General features: G+C 62.8%; 21 protein-coding genes and 7 tRNA genes. 4 read left to right on the forward strand and 24 right to left on the reverse strand.

Annotated features, from left to right (window positions below):
• Positions 1-223: 223 nt before the first annotated feature.
• The 9 genes from IWW33_RS03750 to leuC all read right to left on the reverse strand — a co-directional run bounded on the left by IWW33_RS03750 (position 224) and on the right by leuC (position 11,037).
• Positions 224-844, reverse strand: a complete 621-nt coding sequence (locus IWW33_RS03750) for a phosphoribosylanthranilate isomerase (RefSeq protein ID WP_174141813.1) — start codon at positions 842-844, stop codon at positions 224-226.
• A 60-nt stretch (positions 845-904) separates the two neighbouring features.
• Positions 905-1,759: a tRNA pseudouridine(38-40) synthase TruA gene (gene truA, locus IWW33_RS03755; RefSeq protein ID WP_115275637.1), complete on the reverse strand. Its 855-nt coding sequence runs from the start codon at positions 1,757-1,759 to the stop codon at positions 905-907.
• A 98-nt stretch (positions 1,760-1,857) separates the two neighbouring features.
• Positions 1,858-4,530 carry a FimV/HubP family polar landmark protein gene (locus IWW33_RS03760; protein ID WP_196914200.1) on the reverse strand — a complete coding sequence of 891 codons (2,673 nt, stop codon included), beginning with the start codon at positions 4,528-4,530 and terminating at the stop codon, positions 1,858-1,860.
• Between the two features lie 70 nt (positions 4,531-4,600).
• On the reverse strand, positions 4,601-5,605 hold the full coding sequence (locus IWW33_RS03765; RefSeq protein ID WP_115275635.1) for an aspartate-semialdehyde dehydrogenase: 1,005 nt from the start codon (positions 5,603-5,605) through the stop codon (positions 4,601-4,603).
• A 141-nt stretch (positions 5,606-5,746) separates the two neighbouring features.
• On the reverse strand, positions 5,747-6,859 hold the full coding sequence (gene asd, locus IWW33_RS03770) for an aspartate-semialdehyde dehydrogenase (RefSeq protein WP_046786534.1): 1,113 nt from the start codon (positions 6,857-6,859) through the stop codon (positions 5,747-5,749).
• 63 nt (positions 6,860-6,922) lie between these two features.
• Positions 6,923-8,005: a 3-isopropylmalate dehydrogenase gene (leuB, locus tag IWW33_RS03775; protein WP_115275634.1), complete on the reverse strand. Its 1,083-nt coding sequence runs from the start codon at positions 8,003-8,005 to the stop codon at positions 6,923-6,925.
• A gap of 54 nt (positions 8,006-8,059) precedes the next feature.
• Positions 8,060-8,824 (reverse strand): class I SAM-dependent methyltransferase, encoded by a 765-nt coding sequence (locus tag IWW33_RS03780; protein ID WP_115275633.1) that lies wholly within the window; start codon positions 8,822-8,824, stop codon positions 8,060-8,062.
• A gap of 138 nt (positions 8,825-8,962) precedes the next feature.
• Entirely contained in the window at positions 8,963-9,607 is a 645-nt protein-coding gene (leuD, locus tag IWW33_RS03785) for a 3-isopropylmalate dehydratase small subunit (protein ID WP_046786537.1), read from the reverse strand.
• A complete protein-coding gene (leuC, locus tag IWW33_RS03790) occupies positions 9,604-11,037 on the reverse strand; it encodes a 3-isopropylmalate dehydratase large subunit (protein ID WP_046786538.1) in 1,434 nt (477 codons plus the stop codon). Before leuC ends, leuD begins: the two co-directional genes overlap by 4 nt.
• A gap of 130 nt (positions 11,038-11,167) precedes the next feature.
• On the opposite strand from leuC, the gene IWW33_RS03795 reads away from it, so the two are divergent.
• A complete protein-coding gene (locus IWW33_RS03795) occupies positions 11,168-12,046 on the forward strand; it encodes a LysR family transcriptional regulator (RefSeq protein ID WP_174141815.1) in 879 nt (292 codons plus the stop codon).
• A 60-nt stretch (positions 12,047-12,106) separates the two neighbouring features.
• Positions 12,107-15,403, forward strand: a complete 3,297-nt coding sequence (locus IWW33_RS03800) for a PAS domain S-box protein (RefSeq protein ID WP_174141816.1) — start codon at positions 12,107-12,109, stop codon at positions 15,401-15,403.
• 119 nt (positions 15,404-15,522) lie between these two features.
• Here IWW33_RS03800 and IWW33_RS03805 read toward each other — a convergent pair whose 3' ends face one another.
• The 13 genes from IWW33_RS03805 to uvrB all read right to left on the reverse strand — a co-directional run bounded on the left by IWW33_RS03805 (position 15,523) and on the right by uvrB (position 23,802).
• The gene (locus tag IWW33_RS03805; RefSeq protein WP_012313453.1) at positions 15,523-15,966 is read right to left on the reverse strand and encodes an Hsp20 family protein; all 444 of its coding nucleotides are present in this window, start codon (positions 15,964-15,966) and stop codon (positions 15,523-15,525) included.
• A gap of 149 nt (positions 15,967-16,115) precedes the next feature.
• Positions 16,116-17,087 carry a tRNA-dihydrouridine synthase gene (locus IWW33_RS03810; RefSeq protein ID WP_046786541.1) on the reverse strand — a complete coding sequence of 324 codons (972 nt, stop codon included), beginning with the start codon at positions 17,085-17,087 and terminating at the stop codon, positions 16,116-16,118.
• A gap of 51 nt (positions 17,088-17,138) precedes the next feature.
• Positions 17,139-17,573: a thioesterase family protein gene (locus tag IWW33_RS03815; RefSeq protein ID WP_115275630.1), complete on the reverse strand. Its 435-nt coding sequence runs from the start codon at positions 17,571-17,573 to the stop codon at positions 17,139-17,141.
• A gap of 43 nt (positions 17,574-17,616) precedes the next feature.
• Positions 17,617-18,450, reverse strand: a complete 834-nt coding sequence (locus IWW33_RS03820) for an alpha/beta fold hydrolase (RefSeq protein ID WP_115275629.1) — start codon at positions 18,448-18,450, stop codon at positions 17,617-17,619.
• A 23-nt stretch (positions 18,451-18,473) separates the two neighbouring features.
• Complete coding sequence (locus tag IWW33_RS03825) at positions 18,474-19,013, reverse strand: TetR/AcrR family transcriptional regulator (RefSeq protein ID WP_174141817.1); 540 nt, start codon at positions 19,011-19,013, stop codon at positions 18,474-18,476.
• 170 nt (positions 19,014-19,183) lie between these two features.
• Positions 19,184-19,259 (reverse strand) — tRNA-Glu (locus IWW33_RS03830).
• Between the two features lie 42 nt (positions 19,260-19,301).
• Positions 19,302-19,377, reverse strand: a tRNA-Ala gene (locus IWW33_RS03835).
• Positions 19,378-19,442: 65 nt separating this feature from the next.
• Positions 19,443-19,518 (reverse strand) — tRNA-Glu (locus IWW33_RS03840).
• Positions 19,519-19,560: 42 nt separating this feature from the next.
• Positions 19,561-19,636, reverse strand: a tRNA-Ala gene (locus IWW33_RS03845).
• A 52-nt stretch (positions 19,637-19,688) separates the two neighbouring features.
• Positions 19,689-19,764, reverse strand: a tRNA-Glu gene (locus IWW33_RS03850).
• A gap of 72 nt (positions 19,765-19,836) precedes the next feature.
• Positions 19,837-19,912: transfer RNA gene (locus IWW33_RS03855), tRNA-Ala, on the reverse strand.
• 246 nt (positions 19,913-20,158) lie between these two features.
• Positions 20,159-21,640: a glutamate--tRNA ligase gene (gltX, locus tag IWW33_RS03860; RefSeq protein ID WP_174141818.1), complete on the reverse strand. Its 1,482-nt coding sequence runs from the start codon at positions 21,638-21,640 to the stop codon at positions 20,159-20,161.
• A 146-nt stretch (positions 21,641-21,786) separates the two neighbouring features.
• A complete protein-coding gene (uvrB, locus tag IWW33_RS03865; RefSeq protein WP_174141819.1) occupies positions 21,787-23,802 on the reverse strand; it encodes an excinuclease ABC subunit UvrB in 2,016 nt (671 codons plus the stop codon).
• Positions 23,803-24,089: 287 nt separating this feature from the next.
• Here uvrB and IWW33_RS03870 point away from each other — a divergent pair, with 287 nt between their 5' ends.
• Both IWW33_RS03870 and IWW33_RS03875 read left to right on the forward strand, forming a co-directional pair.
• Positions 24,090-25,286, forward strand: a complete 1,197-nt coding sequence (locus IWW33_RS03870) for an amino acid aminotransferase (RefSeq protein ID WP_039604031.1) — start codon at positions 24,090-24,092, stop codon at positions 25,284-25,286.
• A gap of 74 nt (positions 25,287-25,360) precedes the next feature.
• A tRNA-Asn gene (locus IWW33_RS03875) sits at positions 25,361-25,436 on the forward strand.
• 61 nt (positions 25,437-25,497) lie between these two features.
• Here the strand turns inward: IWW33_RS03875 and IWW33_RS03880 are convergent.
• Together IWW33_RS03880 and IWW33_RS03885 are read right to left on the reverse strand one after the other, a co-directional pair.
• Complete coding sequence (locus tag IWW33_RS03880; protein WP_174141820.1) at positions 25,498-26,058, reverse strand: DUF1285 domain-containing protein; 561 nt, start codon at positions 26,056-26,058, stop codon at positions 25,498-25,500.
• Positions 26,059-26,068: 10 nt separating this feature from the next.
• Complete coding sequence (locus IWW33_RS03885) at positions 26,069-26,674, reverse strand: DUF4823 domain-containing protein (RefSeq protein WP_012313444.1); 606 nt, start codon at positions 26,672-26,674, stop codon at positions 26,069-26,071.
• Positions 26,675-26,733: the final 59 nt, after the last annotated feature.

Below are 26,733 nucleotides of genomic sequence, written 5' to 3' on the forward strand. Positions count from 1 at the left end.
GCTTTATTTCTCCAGTATTGGCGGGCGGGGACCAGTCTGGCCGGCCATGCCCTGCCCTTTGAGCTCAAATTCTTCTGTCAAACGATGACGAACCGGCCACAGGGGCTGCCTGCGTACCGCACCGTCTTCAACGTATTCTTTGGCCAACCGGCATGCCGGCAGCCGCCCCGCAGGGCTGCGATAGCTATGGACGATGGCGCGCAGCCAGCCGTCACATCTGGCATCACGCCTGTTTCACCGCGCGCATGAACGCTTCGATCTTCGCCGCGTCCTTTATGCCCTTGGCCTGCTCCACACCACCACTGACATCCACCGCATACGGCCGTACCTGGGCGATGGCCTGGCCGACATTGCCGGCCGACAAGCCTCCGGCGAGAATGATCGGCTTGCTCAGCCGTGAAGGCACCAGCGACCAGTCGAACGCTTCGCCAGTACCACCGGGTACGCCGGCAACATAGGTGTCGAGCAGGATGCCACGCGCACCGGCATAGTGCCGGCAGGCAGCCTCCAGGTCGTCACCCGGGCGCACTCGCAGCGCCTTGATCCAGGGGCGGTGATAGCCTTCGCAGTCAGCCGGGGTTTCGTCGCCGTGGAACTGTAGCAGGTCCAGCGGCACAGCCTCGAGGATCTCGTTGAGTTCGCAGCGCGAGGCGTTGACGAACAGGCCGACCGTAGTCACGAAGGGTGGCAACTCGGCCATGATCGCCTGCGCCTGGCGCACGTCGACGGCGCGCGGGCTTTTGGCATAGAAAACGAAGCCGATGGCATCGGCCCCCGCCTCGGCGGCGGCCAGCGCGTCTTCTATGCGGGTAATCCCGCAGATCTTGCTGCGAACATTGCTCATGGACTGCAAACCCTGAGAAAACACTGAAAGGCCCGATGGTAGCAAAAGCGTTTTCGCCCGTCAGTCGGCCAACGCCTCGTAGCCGGTCAGAAAGTGTGGGCCAATGTAACGCTGTGGCAGCTGGAATTCCTCCGGGTACTCTACCTGCACCAGGTACAGGCCGTACGGATGGGCCGTCACACCGCCTTCGCGCCGGTTGCGCCCTTCCAGCACTTCACGGGCCCAGCCCGCAGGGCGCTCACCTGCACCAATGGTCATCAGCACGCCGGCAATGTTGCGCACCATATGGTGCAGGAAAGCGGTGGCCCGCACATCCAGCACGATCATCTGCCCGTGACGGGTGACCCGCAGGTGATGGATATGCTTGATCGGCGACTTGGCCTGGCACTGGCTGGCGCGAAAGGCACTGAAATCGTGGGTACCCAGCAGGAACTGCGCAGCATCAGCCATGCGTTCTACATCAAGTGGCCGGTGATTCCAGGTCACTTCCTCGGCCAAGTGTGCCGGGCGGATCGGATCGTTGTAGATGACATAACGGTAGCGCCGGGCGGTGGCCTTGAAGCGCGCATGGAAATCCGCAGGCATCGGCCGCGACCAGACCACACTGATGTCATGGGGCAGGTTGAAGTTGCTGCCCAGGGTCCAGGCGCGTTCGTCGCGATTGGCGCGGGTATCGAAATGCACGATCTGCCCAGACCCATGCACACCGGCGTCGGTACGCCCGGCGCAGACCACCGTGATGGGCTCGTTGGCCACTTTCGACAGGGCTTGCTCCAGTGCCTGCTGGACACTGGGCACACCGCTGGCCTGGCGTTGCCAGCCGCGGTAGCGCGAACCCTTGTATTCCACGCCCAGGGCAATGCGGGTGAAGCCTTCGGCGGCCGATTCGGTGGCAGCGGTGTCGATGATGTCCAAGAGCGTGAAACCTGTGGGGCAATACGAAGTGCCGGGGATTATAACGACAACGGCAGCCTTGTTGGGCTGCCGTTGGTTTTACGCTGCAGGTGAGGCCTTCAGACCAGCCGGGACAGCATGTCTTCGGCTTCCTGACGTTGGGTGTCGTCGCCATCCTTGACCACTTCATCGAGGATGTCGCGCGCACCCTGATGGTCGCCCATGTCGATATAGGCACGTGCCAGATCGAGCTTGGTGGCCACTTCGTCGCTGCCGGAGAAGAAATCGAAGTCCAGGTCGTCCAAAGGTTCCGGCTCCTGGGCAGCATCGGCAGCGGTGAAGTGCGGCGCCAGCGACGGCGACTCGAGATTCTGCGAGAGCTTGTCCAGTTCGGCGTTGACGTCGCTCAGCTCCGAAGCAAAGCTCTTGGCAGCCGGTGACTGGTCATCCAGCGACAGCGACAGGTCGAAGTCTTCCGGCAGCTCCAGCTCGGAAATCGGGTCGAACTCAGGGATGGAATCGAAAGCGGCCAGTTCGGCAACAACGTCGACCGGCTCTTCCTCGACCGGTTCGGCAACGCTCGGCTCACCCATGTCCAGGTCGAAGTCCGCCAGATCATCGACGCTCTGCGGTTCGGCCTGAGCCTGCGCCAGCAAGGCTTCGAAGTCGGCATCGGCATCTGCTTCCTGCACGGCAGGATCAGCGGCGGCGAGCGGCTCGTCATTTACCTGCAGATCCGTCAACGCCGCTTCATCGAGCATCGGCGGTTCAAGGTCGTTCAGGGGCAGATCGTCACCCAGGTCAAGGTCGAAGGCACTGTCCAGACCAGTGTCATCAAGGGCAGGCGCTTGAGCATCGGCCTCGGCTTGCGGTTCAGGTTCAGGTTCAGGCTCAGGTTCAGGTTCAGGCTCGGCATCGACCTCTGCAGGCGGCTGCGGCTCATCCTGCAACAGATCCTGCACATACTGCTCATCCAGCTCGGCAGCCAGCGCCGCAGCCCCCAGCCCCGCTGCGGCGATGCCGAGCATGGCCGGGTAATGCTCCTTGAGCTGACTGACCTGCGCGATATTTTCTTCGCTGCCCGGCAGCTTGCGCTCCTGCTCCACGAATGCGCTGTGGTCACCCTGGCGCGCATAAACCTCCATCAGCTTCAACCGCAGGCCATCATGCTCCGGTTGCGCAGCGACGGCCGTCTCCAACAGGTCGGCCGCATGGTTCAGACGGCCGCTGGCCAGGCTCTGCTCGACCTCAGCCAACAGCTCGGCATTCGGGTCCTGTGCCGGTGATGGCGCGGCAACGGGGGCTGGGGCTACGGGTTTTTCCGCCGCAACGGCTGCAGCAGCCGAAGCCGCTACCACCGCCGGCGACAGGGTTACGCCAGGCGCCGACACTTCCAGCTCATCGAAGCTGCTCGAAGGCAGGTCGAGGTCGGGGTTACGCTCGCCCTCCTCGGCCAGTGCCCGCGCCATACGCAGGTGCTTTTCGGCCTCCTGCTGGGCTTTGCGTCGGCGCGCCAGCAGCAACAGCAGCAACAGCAGCACGAGGAATGCGGAACCTGCGATCAGGCCCAGCACCAACGGATTCCCCAGCATCTCATCCAGCGCGCCCGGCTGCTGGGCGGCTGGGGCATCCTCGCCAGCCGGGGCAGAGCCAGGCGCGGTGTCGACGGCAGCCGGCGCCGGTGCCACGACGGGCTCGGCGGGCGGTACCTGGGCGTTGCCTGCAGGCTGCGCCGGGGCCGATTCACCAGGCAAGGCGGCGGCCGATGCCGGCTCCCCGGCAGCACCCTGTGCCTCCAGGCGTGCCAGCTGGTCGTTCTTGAGCTGAATCAGGCGCTGCAGCTTGTCCAGCTGGCTCTGCAGGTCGCTCATCCGGCTCTTGAGTTCTTCATTGTCACGACGGCTGGTGTCCAGGCTCTCCTGGGCCACGGCCAGCTTGTCGTTGAGCGCCTTGGCATCGCCAGCGCCAGGCTGGTTGCCTGGGCTGACCAGGCGCAGGTTGTCGCCCTGGGCTATACGCTCGGGCGCGGCATCGGCGGCACCGCGACGGGTGGCGTCCAGCTGCCGGGCGCGGGGGCCTAGGCGCCGGCCCTCACGCCAGGCGGCGTACTGTTCGGCCACTTCGCGATTCGCCTCGACCTGCGGGATGCTCTGGACCTGCTGCTGATCGGGCAGGCGCAACACCTGGCCAACCTTCAACTGGTTGATATTGTTGCCGATAAAGGCATCCGGGTTCAGCGCCTGAATGGCGATCATTGTCTGCTGCACCGAGCCACCACTTTGGGTATTGCGCGCAGCAATCTGCCAAAGAGTATCGCGTCGTTTGGTGGTATAGCTGCCGGCGCTGCTGGTTGCCGGGGTGACATTGGCCGCAGCAGGCTGCTCGCCCTGAGCCTTGGCCTGGTCGAGCAGCACACTGTAGTCACGCAGCAGGCGGCCCTGGGGCCACATCACCTGGACCAGAAACTTTACCACCGAACCCGGCAGCGGCTGGCTGGAGGTTACCCGCAGTACGCTCTTGCCATTGGGGTTGATCACCGGGGTAAAGGTCAGGTCCTCGAGGTAGCCCGGATACTCCACCCCGGCCTTGCTGAACTCTTCCGGCGGCGCCAGGCTTGGCGCCACTTCGGCAGCGGTGAGGTCGCGCACATCGAGCAATTCGATCTCGGCGTCCAGCGGCTGGTTCTGCGCCGATTTGAGCGTCAGTTCACCCAACCCCAGGGCATTCGCCATGCCAGATGACAGCGCCGACGCTGCCGCCATGGCCAGAACCAGTTTGCGAATTCGAAGCATGACCTCATCCCTTGTATGAATCGTCCCGAAACCGCAAGCGGTGCGGGACAAAAGTGCTCGCCAGTATCTTTTACGCTATGTGTTTAATCAACAATTGCGCCACCTGCACGGCGTTTAGCGCAGCGCCCTTGCGCAGGTTGTCGGTGGTCAGCCACAGGTTGAGCTGCTGGTCTTCGTCAACACCATGGCGTACACGACCAACATAGACCACGTCTTGCCCTACTGCGTCCCCTACCGGGGTCGGATAATCATCCCGCTCGACCAACTCGACACTGTCGGCACCCTCCAGCGCGGCATTGACCGCAACAAGATCCACCGGATTACGGCTCTGTACCGCCACACTGAAGCTATCGCCAAAAAACACCGGGACTTGAACGCAGGTCACGGAAATCTTCAGTTCCGGCTGGCCCAACAGCACCGGCAGCTCATCAACCAGGCGGCGCTCGAGCGCGGTGTGGCCCTGCTCGTCTGCCGCACCGACCTGGGCCAGCAGGTTGAACGCCACCTGGCGATCGAAGAAACGCGGCTCCAGCGGGCGCGCGTTGAGCAGCTCGGCGGTCTGCCGGGCCAGTTCGTTGACAGCCTCCCGGCCCTGGGCAGACACCGCGAGCGCGGCCATGACCTGCACGCGCTCGATCTCCAACAGCCCCTTCAGTGGCGCCAGCGCGACGGCCAAGGCCACGGCTGCGGCACTGGGGCTGGCGATGCACGCCGGCAGCGCCAGGCCGGCGATGCGCTCGGCATTGGCCTCAGGCACGACCGCCAGGGCGTCATCCAGGCCGCCAGACAGGTCAATGACCGTGCAGCCGGCCTCACGGGCCTTGCTGGCAAAGCTACGACTGACGGCCGGGCTGGCGGCGAAGAAGGCCAGTTTGACCTGGGTGAAATCGAAACTGTCGACTTCACGCACTTTGACCTTCTTGCCGGCGAACATCACGCTGCTGCCCGCCGACTCCATGCTGGCCAGCAGGTGCAGCGTGCCGACCGGGAAGTGCAGTTCTTCGAGAATCTGTACCAAGGTTTCACCGACACTACCGGTGGCGCCGACGACGGCGATGTCCAGGGGTTGGGTCATGGAGAGGATCCTTTTTGCTGTAACGGCGGGGGCGGCACTTTACTCGGATTGTACCGTTTTGTCTGTGCTGGCCCTGTGGGGCGCGCACATAAAAAAACCCGCGCTGTCGCCAGCGCGGGTTTTCTGTTCAACCCAGAACGATCAACGCTCCAGCAGAATCCGCAGCATGCGGCGCAGCGGCTCGGCAGCACCCCACAGCAGCTGATCGCCGACGGTGAACGCGCCCAGATATTGCGAGCCCATGTTCAGCTTGCGCAAACGGCCCACCGGAATGTTCAGGGTACCGGTGACGTTGGTCGGGGTCAGCTCCTGCATGCTGATCTCGCGCTGGTTCGGCACCAGCTTCACCCACGGGTTGTGCTGGCTGATCATGCCTTCGATATCGGCCAGCGGCACGTCCTTGTTCAGCTTGATGGTCAGTGCCTGGCTGTGGCAACGCATGGCGCCGATGCGCACGCAGATGCCATCGACCGGGATCGGGCTCTTGAAGCGGCCGAGGATCTTGTTGGTTTCGGCCTGGGCCTTCCACTCTTCACGGCTCTGGCCGTTCGGCAGCTCCTTGTCGATCCATGGGATCAGGCTGCCCGCCAGGGGCACGCCGAAGTTCTCGGCCGGGTAGGCCTCGCTGCGCATGGCCTCGGCCACCTTGCGGTCGATGTCGAGGATGGCGCTGGCCGGGTTGGCCAGGTCATCGGCAACTGCCGCGTGGGTAGCACCCATCTGCTTGATCAGCTCACGCATGTTCTGCGCACCGGCACCGGACGCCGCCTGGTAGGTCATGGCGCTCATCCACTCGACCAGGCCCGCTTCGAACAGGCCGCCAAGGCCCATCAGCATCAGGCTGACAGTGCAGTTGCCGCCGATGTAGTTCTTGGTGCCGGCATCGAGCTGCTGGTCGATCACCTTGCGGTTGACCGGGTCGAGCACGATCACCGCATCGTCCTGCATGCGCAGCGACGAGGCAGCATCGATCCAGTACCCCTGCCAGCCGGCTTCACGCAGCTTGGGGAAGACCTCGTTGGTGTAGTCGCCGCCCTGACAGGTCAGGATCACGTCGAGGGTCTTGAGTTCTTCAATCGAATAAGCGTCCTTGAGCGGAGCAATATCCTTGCCCACGTTCGGGCCCTGGCCACCGACATTGGAGGTAGTGAAGAACACCGGCTCGATAAGGTCGAAATCCTGCTCCTCCAGCATCCGCTGCATGAGCACGGAACCGACCATGCCGCGCCAACCGATCAGACCTACACGTTTCATCGCAACTACACCTTTGCTAAAAGTGGGCCGCCACCGACCAAAAACGGTGGCGGGCCAGAGAGATTACAGATTCCGCAGCGCTGCGACTACTGCGTCGCCCATTTCCTGCGTACCTACCTTGCTGCAACCGGCCGACCAGATGTCACCGGTACGCAGGCCCTGGTCCAGGACCTGGCTTACCGCCTGCTCGATGGCCTCGGCTGCGGCCTGCTGGTTGAAGCTGTAACGCAGCATCATCGACACCGACAGAATGGTCGCCAGCGGGTTGGCAATGCCTTGGCCGGCGATGTCCGGCGCCGAGCCGTGGCAAGGCTCGTACATGCCCTTGTTGTTGGCATCGAGCGACGCCGAAGGCAGCATGCCGATCGAACCGGTCAGCATGGAAGCTTCATCCGACAGGATGTCACCGAACATGTTGTCGGTCACCATCACGTCGAACTGCTTGGGCGCGCGCACCAGTTGCATGGCGGCGTTGTCGACATACATGTGGCTCAGTTCTACGTCCGGGTAGTCCTTGGCCACGTCCTCGACCACTTCACGCCACAGTTGGCTGGAGGCCAGGACGTTGGCCTTGTCCACCGAGCACAGCTTCTTGCCACGCACGCGGGCCATGTCGAAGCCGACGCGGGCGATACGGCGCACTTCGCTCTCGCTGTACGGGAGGGTGTCGTAGGCCTGACGCTCGCCGCCTTCGAGTTCACGCTGGCCACGCGGGGCACCGAAGTAGATGCCGCCGGTCAGCTCACGGACGATGAGGATGTCCAGGCCCGAGACGATTTCCGGCTTGAGCGACGAGGCATCGGCCAGTTGCGGGTAGAGGATGGCCGGGCGCAGGTTGGCGAACAGGCCCAGCTGCGAGCGGATTTTCAGCAGGCCGCGCTCAGGGCGGATGTCCCGCTCGATCTTGTCCCACTTCGGCCCGCCCACAGCGCCCAACAGAACGGCATCGGCCTGGCGCGCACGCTCCAGGGTCTCGTCGGCCAGCGGCACGCCGTGCTTGTCGATGGCAGCACCGCCGATCACGTCGTGCTCGAGGCTCAAGCCGAGCTGGAACTTGTCGTTGGCCAGCGCCAGCACCTTGACCGCCTCGGCCATGATTTCCGGACCAATGCCATCACCTGGGAGAATCAGAATCTGCTTGCTCATGCTTTCCTCTATCCATTCAAGCGGTGCGGCCAGCCCGGCCGCACCGTAAAAAACTCAGCGCTCTGCCCACAACACGATCACGTCGGTGCTGAACGAGCCGTCTGCCTCAATCTGGTAATACTGCCGCACTTCCTCGCCCATGGCTTGCTGCAACTGGCGTATGGCCACGCGCAGCGGCTCGGGCGTGCGCATGCGCTCGACCCACGAGGCCCACTCCAGGCGCAGGCGCTGGCGGGTGTGGCTGCGGGCATGCAGGCCAGCTTCGCTGACCTGGCGCTGCCACTGGGCGGCAGAATAATCGCGTACGTGGCTGGTGTCGCGCAGCACTTCAACCGTTTGCAGATAGGTATCGAGCAACGGGCTGCCCGGCGACATCACGTCAATGAAGGCTGCCACCCCGCCCGGCTTCAACACCCGCCGCACTTCGCGCAAAGCCACACCCAGGTCGCTCCAGTGGTGCGCTGAATAGCGGCTGAAGACGTAATCGAACGAGGCATCGGCGAACGGCAGGCGTTCAGCGGCACCACGCTCGGTGGTGATATTGCCCAGGCCGCGCTCGGCGGCGGCGCTGGCAACCACGTCAAGCATCGACTGCGACAGGTCGTAGGCGACCACCTCTGCCACCAGAGGCGCTACGTGGAAGCTGACATGACCGGCACCACAGCCCAGGTCCAGCACGCGAGCCGCACCCTGCCCCGCCAGCTCGGCTTGCAGCAGGGCGAACTCACTGCCCTGGGCGTGCACGGCGCTGCTGAGGTAGGCACTGGCCTGTTCGCCGAACTGGCGTTGGACCACATCGGTGTGGGTGGTGCTGGTCATGGGCGCATTCCTTTTGATTTTGGGTTGTCTCTACGGCCGCTATCGCCGGCAAGCCGGCTCCCACAGCGACTGCACAGTGCGGGGTCGATGTGGGAGCCGGCTTGCCGGCGATGAGGCCAGCAAACCCGATTACATCATTCAGGCATCACGGAACAGCCAAGGCTGTGCGGTGCGGTGTTTGCCTTCAAACGCCTTGATCGCCTCGCCGTCCTGCAAGGTCAGGCCGATATCGTCCAGGCCATTGAGCAGGCAGTGCTTGCGGAACGCGTCGATCTCAAAGTGCAGCACCTTGCCGTCCGGACGGGTCACCGCCTGTGCCTGCAAGTCGATGGTCAACTGGTAGCCAGGGTTGGCTTCGACCTGCTTGAACAGCTCGTCGACTTCCTCATCGCTCAGAATGATCGGCAACAAGCCGTTCTTGAAGCTGTTGTTGAAGAAGATGTCGGCGAAGCTCGGCGCGATCACGCTGCGGAAGCCGTATTCGTCCAGCGCCCAAGGGGCGTGCTCACGGCTCGAACCACAGCCGAAGTTCTCCCGCGCCAGCAACACACTGGCACCCTGGTAGCGCTCGTGGTTGAGCACGAACTCTTTGTTCAGCGGGCGCTTGCTGTTGTCCTGGTAAGGCTGGCCGACGTCCAGGTAACGCCACTCGTCGAACAGGTTGGGGCCGAAGCCGGTACGCTTGATCGACTTGAGGAACTGCTTGGGAATGATCTGATCGGTGTCGACGTTGGCACGGTCCAACGGCGCGACGAGGCCGGTGTGCTGGGTAAAGGCTTTCATGCTGCGCTCCCTTGGATCAACTCGCGAACATCGATGAAGTGACCAGTCACCGCCGCAGCGGCAGCCATGGCCGGGCTGACCAGGTGGGTACGGCCACCGGCGCCCTGACGGCCTTCGAAGTTGCGGTTGGACGTGGACGCGCAATGCTCGCCGCTTTCCAGGCGGTCCGGGTTCATCGCCAGGCACATCGAGCAGCCTGGCTCACGCCATTCGAAACCAGCCTCGAGGAAGATCTTGTCCAGGCCTTCACGCTCGGCCTGGGCCTTGACCAGGCCCGAACCCGGCACGACGATGGCCTGCTTGACGGTGGCAGCCACCTTGCGACCTTTGGCGATTTCGGCTGCAGCGCGCAGGTCTTCGATCCGCGAGTTGGTGCAGGAGCCAATGAACACGCGGTCCAGTTGGATATCGGTGATCGCCTGGTTGGCGCTCAGGCCCATGTACTTGAGGGCGCGCTCGATCGAGCCACGCTTGACCAGATCGGCTTCGGCGGCAGGGTCCGGCACACGCTGGTCGACGGCCAGGACCATCTCGGGCGACGTGCCCCAGCTGACCTGCGGCTTGATTTGCGCTGCATCGAGCTCGACCACGGTGTCGAATACCGCATCGTCATCGGATACCAGGTCTTTCCACGCCTCGACCGCACGCTCCCACTGCTCGCCTTTGGGCGCATAAGGGCGGCCTTCGACGTAGGCAATGGTGGTGGCATCGGTCGCAACCAGGCCAACCCGTGCACCGGCCTCGATCGACATGTTGCAGATGGTCATGCGGCCTTCCATGGACAGGGCGCGGATGGCGCTGCCAGCAAATTCCATGGCGTGGCCGTTGCCACCGGCGGTACCGATCTTGCCGATCACGGCAAGCACGATGTCCTTGGCCGTCACGCCGGCAGGCAATGTGCCCTCGACGCGCACCAGCATGTTCTTCATCTTTTTGGCGACCAGGCACTGGGTGGCGAGCACATGCTCGACCTCGGAGGTGCCGATACCATGGGCCAAGGCCCCGAAAGCGCCGTGGGTGGAAGTGTGCGAGTCGCCACAGACCACGGTCATGCCGGGCAAGGTGGCGCCCTGCTCGGGGCTGATGACATGGACGATGCCCTGGCGCACGTCATTCATCTTGAATTCGACGATGCCGTATTCGTCACAGTTCTCATCGAGGGTCTGCACCTGCAGGCGCGACACCTGGTCGACGATGGCCTCGATCCCGCCCTTGCGTTCCGGGGTGGTCGGCACGTTGTGGTCCGGGGTGGCGATGTTGGCATCGATGCGCCACGGCTTGCGGTTGGCCAGGCGCAGGCCTTCAAAGGCCTGGGGCGAGGTCACTTCGTGAATGATATGGCGGTCGATGTAGATCAAGGACGAGCCGTCATCACGGCGCTTGACCTCATGGGCTTCCCAGAGTTTGTCGTAGAGCGTTTTGCCAGCCATCAGACTGTTCCTCATCAGCGTCTTTCTATGCCAAAGACCCCTTGGCTTGTACGGACGATGCTATGGCGATAGATTGAATAACTCAAATTCATAATTTTCATGCTTTGCATAACCATCAGGAATTCGAACAATGGACCTGGCCAACCTCAGCGCCTTCATTGCCATTGCCGAGACCGGCAGCTTCTCCGGGGCCGGCGAACGCCTGCACCTGACTCAACCGGCCATCAGCAAGCGCATTGCCGGGCTGGAGCAACAGCTGGACGTACGCCTGTTCGATCGCCTGGGCCGCGAGGTGACCTTGACCGAAGCCGGCCGCGCCCTGCTGCCACGCGCCTATCAGATCCTCAACGTCCTCGATGATACCCGACGTGCGCTGACCAACCTGACCGGGCAGGTGAGTGGTCGCCTGACCCTCGCCACCAGCCATCACATTGGCCTGCACCGCCTGCCCCCGCTGCTGCGGGCATTCACCCGCCAGCACCCGGCCGTTGCGCTGGATATCCAGTTCCTCGATTCAGAAGCGGCCTATGACGAGGTTCTGCACGGGCGCGCCGAGATAGCGGTCATCACCCTGGCGCCAGAGCCCCATCACCTGATCAAGGCCATCCCCGTCTGGGACGACGCACTGGACTTCGTCGCCGCCCCCGAGCACCCGCTGGCCAGCAATACCCAGGTCAGCCTGGCTGACGTTGCCCGCCATCCGGCGGTATTCCCCGGCGGCAACACCTTCACCCACCACATCGTCCAGCGCCTGTTCGAAAGCCAGGGCCTGGCCCCGAACATCGCCATGAGCACCAACTACCTGGAAACCATCAAGATGATGGTCTCGATCGGCCTGGCCTGGAGCGTGCTGCCGCGCACCATGCTCGACGAGCAGGTTGCACCCATCGCTTTGCCCGGCATACAGCTGTCACGCCAGCTAGGCTACATACTGCATACCGAGCGAACGCTATCGAACGCCGCCCGGGCCTTCATGGCCCTGCTCGACAGTCACGCAGGGGCCGCCTGACCGGTCGTCAGCCCTGCACTTCCAACCAGGGACGCGTCAAACGCCAAAGGTCTGGTATCCATGCCCAAATCAGCAAACCGCTTTCCGCGCCTGCCGCGCATCCCTGCGGCCGACCCCCAGGAGTCGGAACTGGCCTGGCAGAACGCTCCGCAATTACTGGCTGCGCTCAATGGTGCCCGCCTGGGCGCCTGGCTGTGGGACATCGACAGTGGCCGGGTCAGCTGGTCGCGCGGCACCCAGGCACTGTTCGGTTTCGATCCGCAGCGCCCCTTGCCCAACGACATCGACTACCTGGACCTGTTGCCGGAAGAAGATCGCGCCCGCACACGCCAACTGTTCCAGGCAGTGGTCAACGGTGAACCGGCCGAGAAAGCCATGCGCCATCGCATCCGCTGGCCGGATGGCAGCCTGCACTGGCTGGAAATCAACGGCAGCCTGACCCATGATCGCCAGGGCCGGCCTCAGATGATCGGGGTAATCCGCGAGATAACCCGCCAGCGCGAGCGGGAAACCGCCCTGATCAACTCGGAGAAACGCTTTGCCACCCTGTTCCACCTGAGCCCCAACGCAATTCTGCTCACCCGCCACCACGACGGCATGATTTTTGAAGTCAACCAGCATTTCGAAGACATGTTCGGCTGGCCGGGTGACCAAGTGATCGGCAAGAGCACCCTGGAGCTGGGCCTCTGGGCAACCCCGGAGCAGCGCCACCTGGTACTGGATGCGACCCGTGCCAGCGGCGGCCCGGCCATCTTGGAAGTGCAGTTGCGCGCCAGCAGCGGCAAGATCCACGATGGCATCCTGTGCGCCCAGGGCATCGAACTGGAAGGGGTGACGTTCCTGCTCAGCACCTTCGTCGACACGTCCGAGCGCAAACGCGCCGAGCAAGCGCTCAAGGATAGCCAGGAACGCCTTGACCTGGCCCTGGACTCGGCGCAACTGGGCACCTGGGACTGGCACATACCCAGCGGCATGCTCTATGGCTCGGCCCGTGCCGCACAATTGCACGGGCTGGACCCGATACCCTTTCACGAATCGTTCGACGCATTTTTCGAAGGCGTGCCCCAGGACGAACGCGATGGCATGCGCCAGGCTTACCGCAGCCTGCGCGAAGGCCCAGAAGGCAACTACCAGATAACCTACCGGGTGCAACTGGAAAACGGCGCTTCACGCTACATCGAAAGCCGCGCTCGCCTGTACCGCGACGAGCACGGCAACCCGTTGCGCATGGCTGGCACCCTTCTGGACATCACCGAGCAGGTCGAGCGCGAACTGCGCCTTAGCGCCTCGGAAGAGAAGTTCGCCAGCCTTTTCCAGGTCAGCCCCGACCCGATCTGCGTAACCCGCCAGGACACTGGCCAGTTCATCGAGATCAACCCGGCCTTCACCCAAACCTTCGGCTGGAGCGCCGAACAGGTGATCGGCCGCACCGCCGAACAGATCGGCCTGTGGGCCGAGTCGATCGAACGCGCCCACCGCATCGAACGGGTTATCCGCGAACAGGCCCTGAGCAATGTCGCCGTGGTGGTCAACCACCGCAACGGCTCACCACTGACCTGTGTGATTTCCAGCCGGCTGGTCAGCGTCGACAACCAGCCCTGCAGCGTCACGACCCTGCGCGATATAACCCAGCAGCAACGGGCCGAAGCGGCGCTCAAGTCCAGTGAAGAGAAGTTCGCCAAGGCATTTCACTCCAGCCCGGACGCCATCACCATCACCGAGCGCCACAGCGGTCGCTATGTGGAAGTCAACGATGGCTTCTGCCGGCTGACCGGCTACAGCACCGCCGAAGTGATCGGCCGCAGCGTCTACGAGCTGGGTATCTGGGCCGACGACAAGCAGCGCAACGCGTTGCTGGTGGAGCTGAAGGAGCGTGGCCGGGTACACCACCGGGAGATGCTCGGGCGCAACAAGCGTGGCGACATTCTCACTGTGGAAGTATCGGTTGAGCCGATCAGCCTCAACGAGGCCGATTGCCTGTTACTCACCGCGCGCGATGTCAGCCAGTTGAAGAATGCCCAGGCACAGATCCGCCACCTGGCCTACCACGACCCGCTGACCAACCTGCCCAACCGCGCCTTGCTGATGGACCGCCTGAGCCAACAGATCGCCCTGCTGCGCCGGCACAACCTGCGCGGCGCCCTGCTGTTCCTCGACCTCGACCATTTCAAGCACATCAACGACTCCCTCGGCCACCCGGTGGGCGACACGGTGCTGAAGATCATCACCGCCCGCCTGGAAGCCAGTGTGCGCCTGGAAGACACGGTGGCACGCCTGGGTGGTGATGAATTCGTGGTACTGCTCAGTGGCCTGGAAGGCAGCCGCGAAGCGGTGGAGAACAAGGTTCGGGAGCTGGCCGATACCCTGCGCGAACTGCTGGCCGAACCCATGTCGCTGGACGGCCAGCGTCTGCAGGTAACCCCAAGCATTGGCGTGGCACTGATCCCCGACCACGGCACCACCCCCGCCGACCTGCTCAAACGCGCCGACATCGCCCTGTACCGCGCCAAGGACTCAGGGCGCAACACCACCCAGCTGTTCCATACCACCATGCAGAAGGCCGCCAGCGAGCGCTTGCGCATGGAAAGCGACCTGCGCCTGGCCCTGGCACGGGGCGAGCTGGCCTTGCACTTTCAGCCCCAGGTGGATGCCCGCGACAACCGCATTGTCGGGGCCGAGGTACTGTTGCGCTGGCATCACCCGCAATTGGGCCAGCAACCGCCGGCTCAGTTCATCCAGGTGCTGGAGGAAAGCGGCCTGATCCTGGAAGTTGGCAGCTGGATACTCGACGAAGCCTGCGACGCTTGTTCGCGCATGCTCGCAGACGGGTTGATCGATGCCGATGATTTCAGCCTGTGCGTGAACATCAGCCCCCGGCAGTTCCGCCAGAACGACTTCGTCCAACGGGTGCTGCGCAGCCTGGACGACTATCGCTTGCCACGGCACATGCTCAAGCTGGAAATCACCGAGGGCATCGTGATCCAGAACCTGGAAGACACCATCAGCAAGATGCGCGAGCTCAAACGCTATGGGGTGAGCTTCGCCATGGATGATTTCGGTACGGGCTATTCCTCGCTGACCTACCTCAAGCGCTTGCCGGTGGACGCGCTGAAGATCGACCAGACCTTCGTGCGCGACGCCCCGCAAGACTCCAACGACGCCGAGATTGTCCGCGCCATCGTCGCCATGGCGCGCAGCCTTGACCTGGCGGTGATCGCCGAAGGCGTGGAGCTGACAGAGCAACTGGAATTTCTGGAGCGGCTGGGGTGCCACCTGTACCAGGGTTACCTGCACAGCCGGCCGCTGCCGCTACCGGAGTTCCGGCAGATGCTGCTGGAGGCCCCCGCCGATTTCTGAGCAAGGAAAAAAGGATTTGGGGCCGCCAGGCGGCCCAATGCAGGAAAGCCGGCTCCCACAGGGTAGGAGCCGGCTTGCCGGCGATGGGCTGCGTAGCAGCCCTGATAACGCCGCCAGCCTCAGTTGAGTGCTGGTTTGTCACCATTGATCGGGATGCGCTTGGCCTTGGCTTCTTCCGGCACAATGCGCAGCAAGTCAATGCTGAGCAGCCCATTGGCGAGGCCTGCCGATTTGACCTCGATATGGTCCGCCAGGCGGAACGACAGCTTGAACGCGCGCTGGGCGATGCCCTGGTGCAGGTAGGTCACTTCTGCGGCGCCGTTTTCGCGTTTGCCGCCGATCACGGTCAGGACGCCTTTCTCGACCTGAAGGTCGAGGTCCTGCTCCTGGAAACCGGCTGCGGCAACGACGATGCGATAGTGGTCATCGCCATGCTTTTCAACGTTGTAGGGAGGGTAGCTGCTACCCGCCTCGTTACGTGCCGCAGACTCGAACAGGTCGTTGAAACGGTCGAAGCCAACGGAATGGCGGAACAGAGGTGCAAGAGAGAAAGCGGTAGTCATGGTCATAAACTCCTGAGATTCAGCAAGTAAAGTCACTACGCGACCCGGCTTCGGCATCGCGTACTGAATAAATAGGGCTCAGGAGATGGCTTTCAAGGGGCAAAAACAAAAAATTTTGCGGTGGCTTTACCGGCCCCAGGCAGAACTGATCACGCGACACATTCCTCGAATGCCTGCACTTCAACGCCCAGTAACCGGCTGATCCGCTGGCAATCATCTTCCCTGCGCAGCTCGGCAAACAGCAGCACCGCCTCGGGGTAGCTACGCGTCAGCATCGCCAACCACTGCTTCATCCGCCCCGGTGCGTAGCGCGGCGACAGCTTGGCCTGGGCCTGGCGCCAGAACTCGCGCAGCAAAGGCAACAACGCCTCCCAACTCATCGGCTGGTACTCACGCCCGTCCCGCGCAGCCGCAATCTGCAAGGCCAGGTCCGGCCGCGACACCAGCCCCCGCCCGAGCATGATGTCCTCGGCGCCGCTCACCTCGCGGCAACGCCGCCAGTCGTCCACGGTCCAGATCTCACCGTTGGCGAACACCGGCACCTTCACCACATCCTGCACCCGCGCCACCCACTCCCAGTGCGCTGGCGGCTTATAGCCCTCGACTTTGGTGCGTGCATGTACCACCAGGTGCGCCGAGCCGCCCTCAGCCAGCGCGGTCGCACAATCGAGCGCACCGTCCGGGGTATCGAAGCCAAGGCGCATCTTGGAGGTGACCGGGATGTGCGCCGGCACTGCGCGCCGCACTTCACGCACGATGGCGTGCAGCAGTTCGGGTTCCTTGAGCAGCACTGCGCCGCCGCGTGACTTGTTCACGGTCTTGGCCGGGCAACCGAAATTAAGGTCAATCACCGGCGCCCCCAGCTCACAGGCCAGCGCAGCGTTTTCGGCCAGGCAGACGGGGTCCGAGCCCAGCAACTGCACACGCATGGGTACACCGGCAGCCGTGCGCGCGCCCTGACGCAGTTCAGGTGCGAGCTTGTCGAAGGAAGAAGCAGGCAACAGGCGGTCGCACACGCGGATGAACTCGGTGACGCACCAATCGATGCCGCCCACTCGGGTCAGAACGTCGCGCAGGATGTTGTCGACCAGCCCCTCCATAGGGGCCAGGGCAATTTGCATTTCGAGGTCTCGGCGGGAAAAGCCGGCAGTCTACCAAAAAATGCCGGGTATTCAGGCGCCGATCAGCGCAGGACCGTACCCGTCGATGAACTCCGTCGGCATGCGCCTGGGTTTGCCACTGGACAACTCGATGCAGGCAAAGGTGGTCTGCGCGCGCAGCAGCGTCACACCGTCACGCGGGCGCTTGAGCTGGAAGCGCCGGGACATGCGCAGGCGCTGATCCCAATCGATGATCCAGGTTGCCAGTTGCAACTCGTCATCTTCGTAGGCTGCAGCGAGGTAGTCGATTTCATGGCGCACCACCGCCATGGCCCGGTCCAGGCGCCGGTATTCGGCCAGGTCCAGCCCCAGGCGCTGGGAGTGGCGCCAGGCGCAACGCTCCAGCCACGTGACGTAGACCGCGTTATTGGCGTGCCCGAGGCCGTCGATGTCCTCGCTGCCGACGCGCAGGTCGATGATGAATGGCGTTGCCAGGTCCCAACTCATGCCCGCTCCCAATGTCAGTGAACGGGCAGAGTGTATCGGATGTTCAAGCGCTTTGCCGGGCGGGCGCACTGACACGCGCCAGTAATTCGAGCACCGCCTCGCTCACGCGCGGGTTGGCGAGCACGCGCTGGTGGCCACCCTCCTCCAGCCGCAGCAGGCGGCTGTCGAACCAGGCCTTGTGGATGATCTCGGCCTCACCGGCGGGCACCAAGGCATCATCGGCGGCATGCACGACCAGCCCTGGCAGCTCCAACTGGTAACCACTGACATCCAGGCGGTTGATCTGCATGCCGACGTCCTGTTCGACCTTGCGGATGAACGCGGCCCTGGCTCGCGCCGGCAGGCCAAGGTGGCGGGCGAAGCCGCGCAGCACACCAAGCAGCTGGGCCGGCGCTGCAATACTCACCGCAGCCTCGGCCCGAAGCCCCATCTGCAGTGCCAGCAAGACACTGGCACCGCCCATGGAATGGCCTATCACGGCACGCAACGGCGGCAGTTCGGCGGCAGCCTCCAGCAGCGCACGGGCAAACAACACCACGTGCGCTTGCTGCCCAGGCGAACAGCCATGGGCCGGCCCCTCCAGAGAGACCACGGTATGCCCGGCCTTTACCAGGGTTTCGATCAACGCGGCAAACTGGGTCGCACGCCCTTCCCAGCCGTGCATCAACAACACGGTCGGGCCTTGCCCCCAACGCAATGCCGACAGCCCGAAGCGCAGGGTGATGCGCTCGGCGCTCGCCAGCAATGGCAACTCCCACTGCCTTGGCGGCAGGTTGCGCGGGGTCATGAAGGCCCGGCGCATCTTGCCGGCCACATGCTCGGGGGCCAGACGCCCCAGGGTGCCATTCACGCCGCGAATCCAGCTCAGGGTAGTCATTGCCTTGCTCCAGAGTCAGAAGCTTAGATAACCGCCGATTTGGCGGCACGCAGGATGCGGTCAGAAAGATCGCCCGTGCCCAAGGCACGCGCCAGGGCCAGGCCGCCTATCATCAGGGCCAGATCAGCCAGGGCCTTGTCGGCATCTTCAGGGCGGTCAACCATCGCCGCCGTCATCAATTCGATGTGCTCGGCCAGTACCTCGCGAAACACGTCTGGCAGGCGCTGCATCTCGCCGATCGAATTGGGCAGTGGGCAGGCATGCACCTGAGCATCGCGGTGCTTGCGCGAAAGGTAGAACGCGCTCACCAGCGCCCGCCGCCCTTCCCCGTCCAGGCTCGGGTCAACGTGAGCCAGCAGGGCCCTGCGCTCGCTGAGCAATTGCCGAAATGCCTCCAGCATGAGCTCGTCCTTGCTGTCAAAGTGCGCATAGAAGCCTCCCACGGTAAGCCCTGCAGCACCCATGACCTGGCTGACGCTTGGCTCGGCGGGGCCGTGCTGGATCAACGCGCTTCGCGCAGCCTCAAGGATACGCTCGCGGGTCTTGGTCTTCTTGTCGCTCATGGCGGGCTCACGATCAGAATATGATGATCGAAATATTATCCTCATAATATTTTTTGGCAAGCAGAATTGACCACCGCCTGTCGGTGCACATTTTTCAGGGAGGGAAAAAAACAAAAGGCCCATTCAATAATCGAATGAGCCTCTAAAGTCCCGCAAAACGCGGGTAAAAATGGCGTCCCCTAGGGGACTCGAACCCCTGTTACCGCCGTGAAAGGGCGGTGTCCTAGGCCACTAGACGAAGGGGACATAACCTTCGCGAAGATCCGCATGTGCGAACCCTGGCTAAATTGGTGGAGCTAAGCGGGATCGAACCGCTGACCTCCTGCATGCCATGCAGGCGCTCTCCCAGCTGAGCTATAGCCCCGAAAACAAAAGGCTCATCCAATATGCGAATGAGCCTCTTTAAGTCCCGCAAAACGCGGGTAAAAGTGGCGTCCCCTAGGGGACTCGAACCCCTGTTACCGCCGTGAAAGGGCGGTGTCCTAGGCCACTAGACGAAGGGGACGTAACCTTCGCGAAGATTCGCTACTGCGAACCCTGGCTAAATTGGTGGAGCTAAGCGGGATCGAACCGCTGACCTCCTGCATGCCATGCAGGCGCTCTCCCAGCTGAGCTATAGCCCCGGATTTCTAGCCTCTCGGCCCAGCGGCGTTTTAAACATCGCTTGTGCAAAACTGGCGTCCCCTAGGGGACTCGAACCCCTGTTACCGCCGTGAAAGGGCGGTGTCCTAGGCCACTAGACGAAGGGGACGAACCTTCTTACCTTCAAGACCCGGTTGCTGGACCCGGTCTTGCTTATCAGCCGAAGCTGTTAAGCGGAATTTGGTGGAGCTAAGCGGGATCGAACCGCTGACCTCCTGCATGCCATGCAGGCGCTCTCCCAGCTGAGCTATAGCCCCACAATGTCGCTTTGAACTGAATTACCGGCTGGGTGCCTGGCGCTTCGTTTCGTTCATCGCTGTGGACGGGGCGCATATTAAGTTCGGATTGCAGGGCTGTCAAACGAAATTTTGAAATTATTCAAAAGTTTTTTCACAGATAACAACCACTTACCACCCTGCCCTGATTTGCGCACTCTGCTTTTGAGCACTTGAACCATTGCCAGCGGCATAGCCCGCTGGCAATGGCCCCGCGTCAAAGCCGCATCAGGCGATGTTGGCCAGCAGCTTTTCCCACTCTTTGTTTTCTTTCTTCGACACACCACCGAGCAGGTCCAGGGCTTGGCGCAGGCGATAGCGGGTAAGGTCAGGGCCGAGGATCTCCATGGCATCGAGCACCGACACCGAGCTGGCCTGGCCGGTGATGGCGGCGAACATCAGCGGCATGGCGTCACGCAGCTTCAGCTCCAGCGCTTCGACCACTGCCTGGATGCAGCCGGTGATACACTCTTTTTCCCACTGGCGAAGGCTTTCCAGTTTCCACAGGATCAACTGCATCACCTGGCGCACCTGGTCGGCGGAGAGTTTCTTGCTTTCGAACAGTTTGGCGTCGAGCTTGAGCGCGCCCTCGAAGAAGAAACCACCCAGCGGAGCAACCTGGCTGAAGGTTTCGACCCGCCCCTGCACGTGCGGGGCGATTTTCATCATGTAGTCGCTGTTGAACGCCCACTTCTGCACGCGCGCGGCGAATTCTTCCACCGGCAGTTCGCGCAGCCACTGGCCGTTGAGCCACGACAGCTTCTCGATGTCGAAGATCGGGCCACCCAGAGAGATACGCGACAGGTCGAAGTGCTCGACCATTTCGGCCAGGGAGAACTTCTCGCGCTCGTCCGGCATCGACCAGCCCATGCGGCCGAGGTAATTGAGCATGGCCTCAGGCATGAAGCCCATGCGCTCGTAGAAGGTCACCGAGGTCGGGTTCTTGCGCTTGGAGAGCTTGCTCTTGTCCGGGTTGCGCAGCAGCGGCATGTAGCACAGCTTGGGCTGTTCCCAGCCGAAGTATTCGTACAGCTTGATCAGCTTGGGTGCCGATGGCAGCCACTCTTCACCGCGCAGTACGTGGGTGATGCCCATCAGGTGGTCGTCGACCACGTTGGCCAGGAAGTAGGTCGGCAGGCCGTCGTTCTTCATCAGCACCTGCATGTCCATGCGGTCCCATGGGATCTCGACATCGCCACGGAGCATGTCCGGGACCACGCAGATACCTTCGCTCGGTACCTTCATGCGGATCACATGGGGCTCGCCAGCGGCCAGGCGGCGCTGCACTTGCTCGTCGCTCAGCAGCAACGCGCGGCCATCGTAGCGCGGGGTTTCGCCACGGGCCATCTGCTCGGCGCGCATCTGCTCCAGCTCTTCGGCGGTGCAGAAGCAGTAGAACGCATGGCCGGCATCGACCAGTTGCTTGGCGTACTGGGCGTAGATCTCGCCGCGCTCGCTCTGCCGGTACGGGCCGTGCGGGCCGCCCACATCCGGGCCTTCGTTCCATTCGATGCCAAGCCAGCGCAGGGCGTCGAAGATCTGCTGCTCCGACTCGCGGGTCGAGCGCAACTGGTCGGTGTCCTCGATGCGCAGGATGAACTCACCGCCATGCTGCTTGGCGAAGCAGTAGTTGAACAGGGCGATGTAGGCGGTGCCGACATGGGGGTCGCCCGTGGGCGATGGCGCGATACGCGTGCGTACGGTGGTCATGGAGGGTCTCGAACGAAAGATGAAACAAAGGCACGATGTTAGCAGGGTGCGGGCACCGCGCTCCAGCGCGGGAGGTGGGTTATTGGGCTATCGGACGCCTGGAGACCGCCAAACATCATGCCGCTCCCCAAGGACCGAACCAGGCTTCAACTGGTAATCAACCGCTCGCGCAGCTTGGTAATCTCGTCGCGCAACTGCGCCGCCGCCTCGAATTCCAGGTCGCGGGCAAACTGCATCATTTTCTCTTCCAGTTGCTTGATGCGCTTGGTGATCTCGCCCGGCGTGCGCAGTTCGGCCTCGTAACGGGCGCTCTCCTCGGCGGCCTTGGCCATGCCCTTGCGCTTCTTGCTGCGCGACCCCGGCACGGTGGCGCCTTCCATGATATCGGTGATGTCCTTGACCACGCCCTTGGGCACGATGCCATTGGCCTGGTTGAAAGCGATCTGCTTCTCGCGGCGGCGCTCGGTTTCATCGATGGCACGCTGCATGGAGCCGGTTATCTGATCGGCATAGAGAATCGCGCGGCCATTGAGGTTGCGCGCGGCACGCCCGATGGTCTGGATGAGCGAGCGCTCGGAGCGCAGGAACCCTTCCTTGTCGGCGTCCAGGATCGCCACCAGTGACACCTCGGGCATGTCCAGGCCCTCGCGCAGCAGGTTGATGCCAACCAGTACATCAAAAGTGCCCAGGCGCAGGTCACGGATGATTTCGACCCGTTCCACGGTATCGATGTCCGAGTGCAGGTAGCGCACCCGCACATCGTGATCGGCCAGGTAGTCGGAGAGATCCTCAGCCATGCGCTTGGTCAACGTGGTGGCCAGCACCCGCTCGCCCAGCGCCACGCGCTTGTGGATTTCCGACAGCAGGTCGTCGACCTGGGTCAGCGCCGGACGCACCTCGACCTGCGGGTCGACCAACCCGGTCGGGCGCACCACCTGCTCGACCACCCGCCCGGCGTGCTCGGCTTCGTAAGGCCCGGGCGTTGCCGAGACAAAGATGGTCTGCGGGCTGACCGACTCCCACTCATCGAAGCGCATCGGCCGGTTGTCCAGCGCCGATGGCAGGCGAAAGCCGTACTCGACCAGCGTTTCCTTGCGCGAGCGGTCGCCCTTGTACATCGCCCCGACCTGCGGAACGCTGACGTGGGATTCGTCGATCACCAGCAGCGCATCGTCCGGCAGGTAGTCGTAGAGGGTGGGCGGCGGCGCACCCGCCGGGCGCCCGGACAGGTAGCGCGAGTAGTTCTCGATGCCGTTGCAGTAACCCAGTTCGAGAATCATCTCCAGATCGAAACGGGTACGCTGCTCCAGGCGCTGGGCCTCGACCAGCTTGTTGGCCTTGTGCAGGTACTCGAGGCGGTCCTTCAACTCGTCCTTGATACCCTCCACCGCGTCTAGCAAGGTTTCCCGCGGGGTAACGTAATGGCTCTTGGGATAAAAGGTGAAGCGCGGCAACTTGCGGAAGACTTCCCCGGTGAGCGGGTCGAACGCAGCGATGTTCTCCACCTCGTCGTCGAACAGCTCGATGCGGATGGCTTCAAGGTCCGATTCGGCCGGGAAGATATCGATGACATCGCCGCGCACACGGAAGGTGGCACGGGCAAAGTCCATCTCGTTGCGCGTGTACTGCAGATCGGCCAGGCGGCGCAACAGCGCGCGCTGGTCAAGCTTGTCGCCGCGGTCGACGTGCAGGACCATCTTCAGGTAGGTTTCGGGGCTGCCCAGGCCGTAGATGCATGAAACCGTGGTGACGATGATCGCATCGCGACGCTCCAGCAGCGCCTTGGTCGCTGAAAGCCGCATCTGCTCGATATGATCGTTGATCGAAGCGTCCTTCTCGATGAAGGTGTCCGAGGAAGGCACGTAGGCTTCGGGCTGGTAATAGTCGTAATAGGAAACGAAATACTCGACGGCGTTGTTCGGGAAGAACGCCTTGAACTCGCCATACAACTGCGCGGCGAGCGTCTTGTTGGGCGCCAGCACCAAGGTCGGGCGCTGCACCTGCGCAATGACGTTGGCAACGCTGAAGGTCTTGCCCGAGCCGGTCACACCGAGCAGGGTCTGGTGCGACAGGCCTGCCTCGATGCCCTCTACCATCTGGCGGATAGCCTCGGGCTGGTCGCCGGCCGGCTGAAAACGGGTGACGAGCTGGAACTCGGACATGTCGGACCTCGCGGTAACGCAGCAACTGTAAATTTAGCCAGTAGTCTATACCCAAATGCGCCCGCCTGGGGCCGCATTCAAGGCGGCGGTATGAACGCTCACTGCGGTGGACCGGGCAATTCGACCAATGGTTGAAAAAAATTTGCGCAAATAGCCGGAAAAGCTGCGCCACACTGTCGCAGTGACCGGTCGGTATCACTATACTGACTCCCCGTTTGTGCACCGCTTCAGTGCATTCGGCTGGAGCGTGTACGCCCTATCACTCTCCATTCAGAGCCAAGGTAACAATGAGCCTGTTTTCCGCTGTCGAGCTGGCACCCCGCGACCCCATTCTGGGCCTCAACGAAGCATTCAACGCCGATCCCCGTACCGACAAGGTCAACCTGGGCGTGGGCGTGTACTGCAATGAGGAAGGCCGCATTCCGCTGCTGCGCGCCGTGATCGAAGCCGAAACCCAGCGTGCCGCCCAGCACGCTTCGCGCGGCTACCTGCCGATCGACGGCATCGCCACCTACGACCAGGCCGTGCAGAAACTGATCTTCGGCGCCGAGTCGCCACTGCTGGCCGCTGGCCGCGTGGTTACCGTGCAGGCCGTTGGCGGTACCGGTGCACTGAAGATCGGCGCCGACTTCCTCAAGCGCCTGTCGCCCAATGCCGTGGTCGCCATCAGCGACCCGAGCTGGGAAAACCACCGCGCCCTGTTTGAAACGGCCGGCTTCCCGGTACAGAACTACCGCTACTACGACGCCCCGAGCAACGACGTCAACCGCGCCGGCATGCTCGAAGACCTGAACAACCTGCCGTCTGGCTCGATCATTGTCCTGCACGCCTGCTGCCACAACCCGACAGGCGTCGACCTGGGCCTGGACGACTGGAAAAACGTTCTGGAAGTGGTCAAGGCCAAGGGCCACGTACCGTTCCTCGACATGGCCTACCAGGGCTTTGGCGAGGGCATCGGCGAAGACGCCTTCGCCGTGCGCCTGTTCGCCGAGTCGGGCCTGGACTTCTTCGTTTCCAGCTCGTTCTCCAAGTCGTTCTCGCTGTACGGCGAGCGCGTTGGCGCACTGTCGATCGTGACCGGCAACAAAGACGAAAGCACCCGCGTGCTGTCGCAGGTCAAGCGCGTGATCCGCACCACCTACTCCAACCCGCCGACCCACGGCGCAACCATCGTTGCCACCGTACTCAACAGCGCCGAACTGCGCCAGATGTGGGAAGCCGAGCTGGGTGAAATGCGCCAGCGCATCCACGGCATGCGCAAGCAGATGGTCGAACTGCTGGCCGAGTACGGCGCCAAGCGCGACTTCAGCTTCGTTGGCCGCCAAGCGGGCATGTTCTCCTATTCGGGCCTGACGGTAGAGCAAGTGGCACGCCTGAAGAACGAGTTCGGCATCTATGCACTGGACACAGGCCGTATCGCCGTGGCCGCACTCAACCAGAGCAACATCCACGTGGTCACCAAGGCCATCGTAGAAGTGCTGTAACTGCTTGATTTGGCTGGCTGATTCGCTGGGGGCGGGTTGACTTGCCCCTGGCAATCGGTAAGATATGCGCAGATTCCGCGATAGCTCAGTCGGTAGAGCAAATGACTGTTAATCATTGGGTCCCTGGTTCGAGTCCAGGTCGCGGAGCCAAATACTAAAAACCTCCAGATGCGCAAGCACTGGAGGTTTTTTTATTGCTACGCCGAGGTATTCAGCAGTTGCGCCCGATGGGATAGAACTGCCCATGGCTCCAGACGCCCAGCCATTGCTCGCCATCGATCTCACGAGGCACCGCCAGCTCGACCAACTGGTAGAACACATTGCGATGGATCAACGCCTCTAGATTGTTGCGCATCAGCACATAAGGCGAAGGCTCCTGAGTGACAGGGTCAACCTCTACCCGCAGCGGATTGCGCGGCCCGGCCTCTACCTGATCCTCGACGTTGCTGGTAAAACTCAGCACCTGCTGCTCGCCCGTGCCCCGCACATCCAGCGTCACGGCAACGAACGGCGCATCGTCGACCCGAATACCCACTTTCTCTACCGGCGTGACCAGGAAGTAGTCGTCGCCATCCCGGCGGATGATGGTGGAAAACAAGCGCACCATCGGCTTGCGCCCGATCGGCGTGCCCAGGTAGTACCAGGTACCGTCACGGGCAATACGCATATCGATATCGCCACAGAAGTCCGGATTCCACAGATGCACCGGCGGCAGGCCCTTGTGCTTGGGTAACTGCGCCAGAAGATCATTGGCCTTGCCGGAATCTGTCATCACCCTGCCCTCACTCACTCATGCCCAGAAGGCTACGAGCGTACTCGCGCATCGGCGCTGCGAGCAAATCCTGCGGAGCATTGTCGTGGAACGTCAACAAACCGCCACGGCTTTTGATTCGCGCAGTGTCGATGAGGTAGCGGGTACTGGTTTCGATCAGCATCATCTGCACCACACCGGTGTCCCAGCCCAGGCGGTCGACAGCCTGCTCGTCGTACCACTCATCGCCATTGCCGATACGGTCGTCGGTGCGGGCAAAACGGGTATACAGCACATAGTCGGCGCCGACCGAGCGGGCCTCGGCGATGGCCTCTTCGAGGCCCAGCGGGCCCTGGGCGCGCCGTACCAGCGGGAAATACTCGACGAAGCTCTTGAAGGCCTCCTCGGCAACCACGTTCTGCTTCGGTACTGGCCCTTTGCTTGGCGGCATGAAGGCGCCCTGGCCGATGAAGATGAACGAATCGGGCTGCAGGCGAATCGACAGCGTGCGGCGTGTGTCGCTGTGATCCAGCAGGCCGGCATCGCTCATGTGGTAACGGACGCCCTCGCCCATATCGCTGACATTCATGCAGCCGCCCAGCGCCATAAGCGCCAGCAGCAAGACCAGGCTACGCATCTTTCCTCCAGTGACCGGCGACGAAAAACCGGCGAATAGCCGGCGGATGCAGCTTTTGC

This window comes from Pseudomonas sp. M2, assembly GCF_015751845.1.
Lineage (GTDB): Bacteria > Pseudomonadota > Gammaproteobacteria > Pseudomonadales > Pseudomonadaceae > Aquipseudomonas > Aquipseudomonas putida_E.

Bases quoted from the DNA above. Each gene is read 5' to 3' on its own strand.
- IWW33_RS03805 (WP_012313453.1), bottom strand. From the start codon at position 15,966: ATGACTACCGCTTTCTCTCTTGCACCTCTGTTCCGCCATTCCGTTGGC.
- leuD (WP_046786537.1), bottom strand. From the start codon at position 9,607: ATGAAAGCCTTTACCCAGCACACCGGCCTCGTCGCGCCGTTGGACCGT.
- IWW33_RS03800 (WP_174141816.1), top strand. From the start codon at position 12,107: ATGCCCAAATCAGCAAACCGCTTTCCGCGCCTGCCGCGCATCCCTGCG.
- IWW33_RS03825 (WP_174141817.1), bottom strand. From the start codon at position 19,013: ATGAGCGACAAGAAGACCAAGACCCGCGAGCGTATCCTTGAGGCTGCG.
- IWW33_RS03760 (WP_196914200.1), bottom strand. From the start codon at position 4,530: ATGCTTCGAATTCGCAAACTGGTTCTGGCCATGGCGGCAGCGTCGGCG.
- IWW33_RS03870 (WP_039604031.1), top strand. From the start codon at position 24,090: ATGAGCCTGTTTTCCGCTGTCGAGCTGGCACCCCGCGACCCCATTCTG.
- asd (WP_046786534.1), bottom strand. From the start codon at position 6,859: ATGAAACGTGTAGGTCTGATCGGTTGGCGCGGCATGGTCGGTTCCGTG.
- IWW33_RS03880 (WP_174141820.1), bottom strand. From the start codon at position 26,058: ATGACAGATTCCGGCAAGGCCAATGATCTTCTGGCGCAGTTACCCAAG.
- IWW33_RS03780 (WP_115275633.1), bottom strand. From the start codon at position 8,824: ATGACCAGCACCACCCACACCGATGTGGTCCAACGCCAGTTCGGCGAA.
- IWW33_RS03810 (WP_046786541.1), bottom strand. From the start codon at position 17,087: ATGCAAATTGCCCTGGCCCCTATGGAGGGGCTGGTCGACAACATCCTG.
- IWW33_RS03750 (WP_174141813.1), bottom strand. From the start codon at position 844: ATGAGCAATGTTCGCAGCAAGATCTGCGGGATTACCCGCATAGAAGAC.
- IWW33_RS03885 (WP_012313444.1), bottom strand. From the start codon at position 26,674: ATGCGTAGCCTGGTCTTGCTGCTGGCGCTTATGGCGCTGGGCGGCTGC.
- leuC (WP_046786538.1), bottom strand. From the start codon at position 11,037: ATGGCTGGCAAAACGCTCTACGACAAACTCTGGGAAGCCCATGAGGTC.
- IWW33_RS03815 (WP_115275630.1), bottom strand. From the start codon at position 17,573: ATGAGTTGGGACCTGGCAACGCCATTCATCATCGACCTGCGCGTCGGC.
- gltX (WP_174141818.1), bottom strand. From the start codon at position 21,640: ATGACCACCGTACGCACGCGTATCGCGCCATCGCCCACGGGCGACCCC.
- IWW33_RS03820 (WP_115275629.1), bottom strand. From the start codon at position 18,450: ATGACTACCCTGAGCTGGATTCGCGGCGTGAATGGCACCCTGGGGCGT.
- IWW33_RS03795 (WP_174141815.1), top strand. From the start codon at position 11,168: ATGGACCTGGCCAACCTCAGCGCCTTCATTGCCATTGCCGAGACCGGC.
- IWW33_RS03765 (WP_115275635.1), bottom strand. From the start codon at position 5,605: ATGACCCAACCCCTGGACATCGCCGTCGTCGGCGCCACCGGTAGTGTC.
- uvrB (WP_174141819.1), bottom strand. From the start codon at position 23,802: ATGTCCGAGTTCCAGCTCGTCACCCGTTTTCAGCCGGCCGGCGACCAG.
- leuB (WP_115275634.1), bottom strand. From the start codon at position 8,005: ATGAGCAAGCAGATTCTGATTCTCCCAGGTGATGGCATTGGTCCGGAA.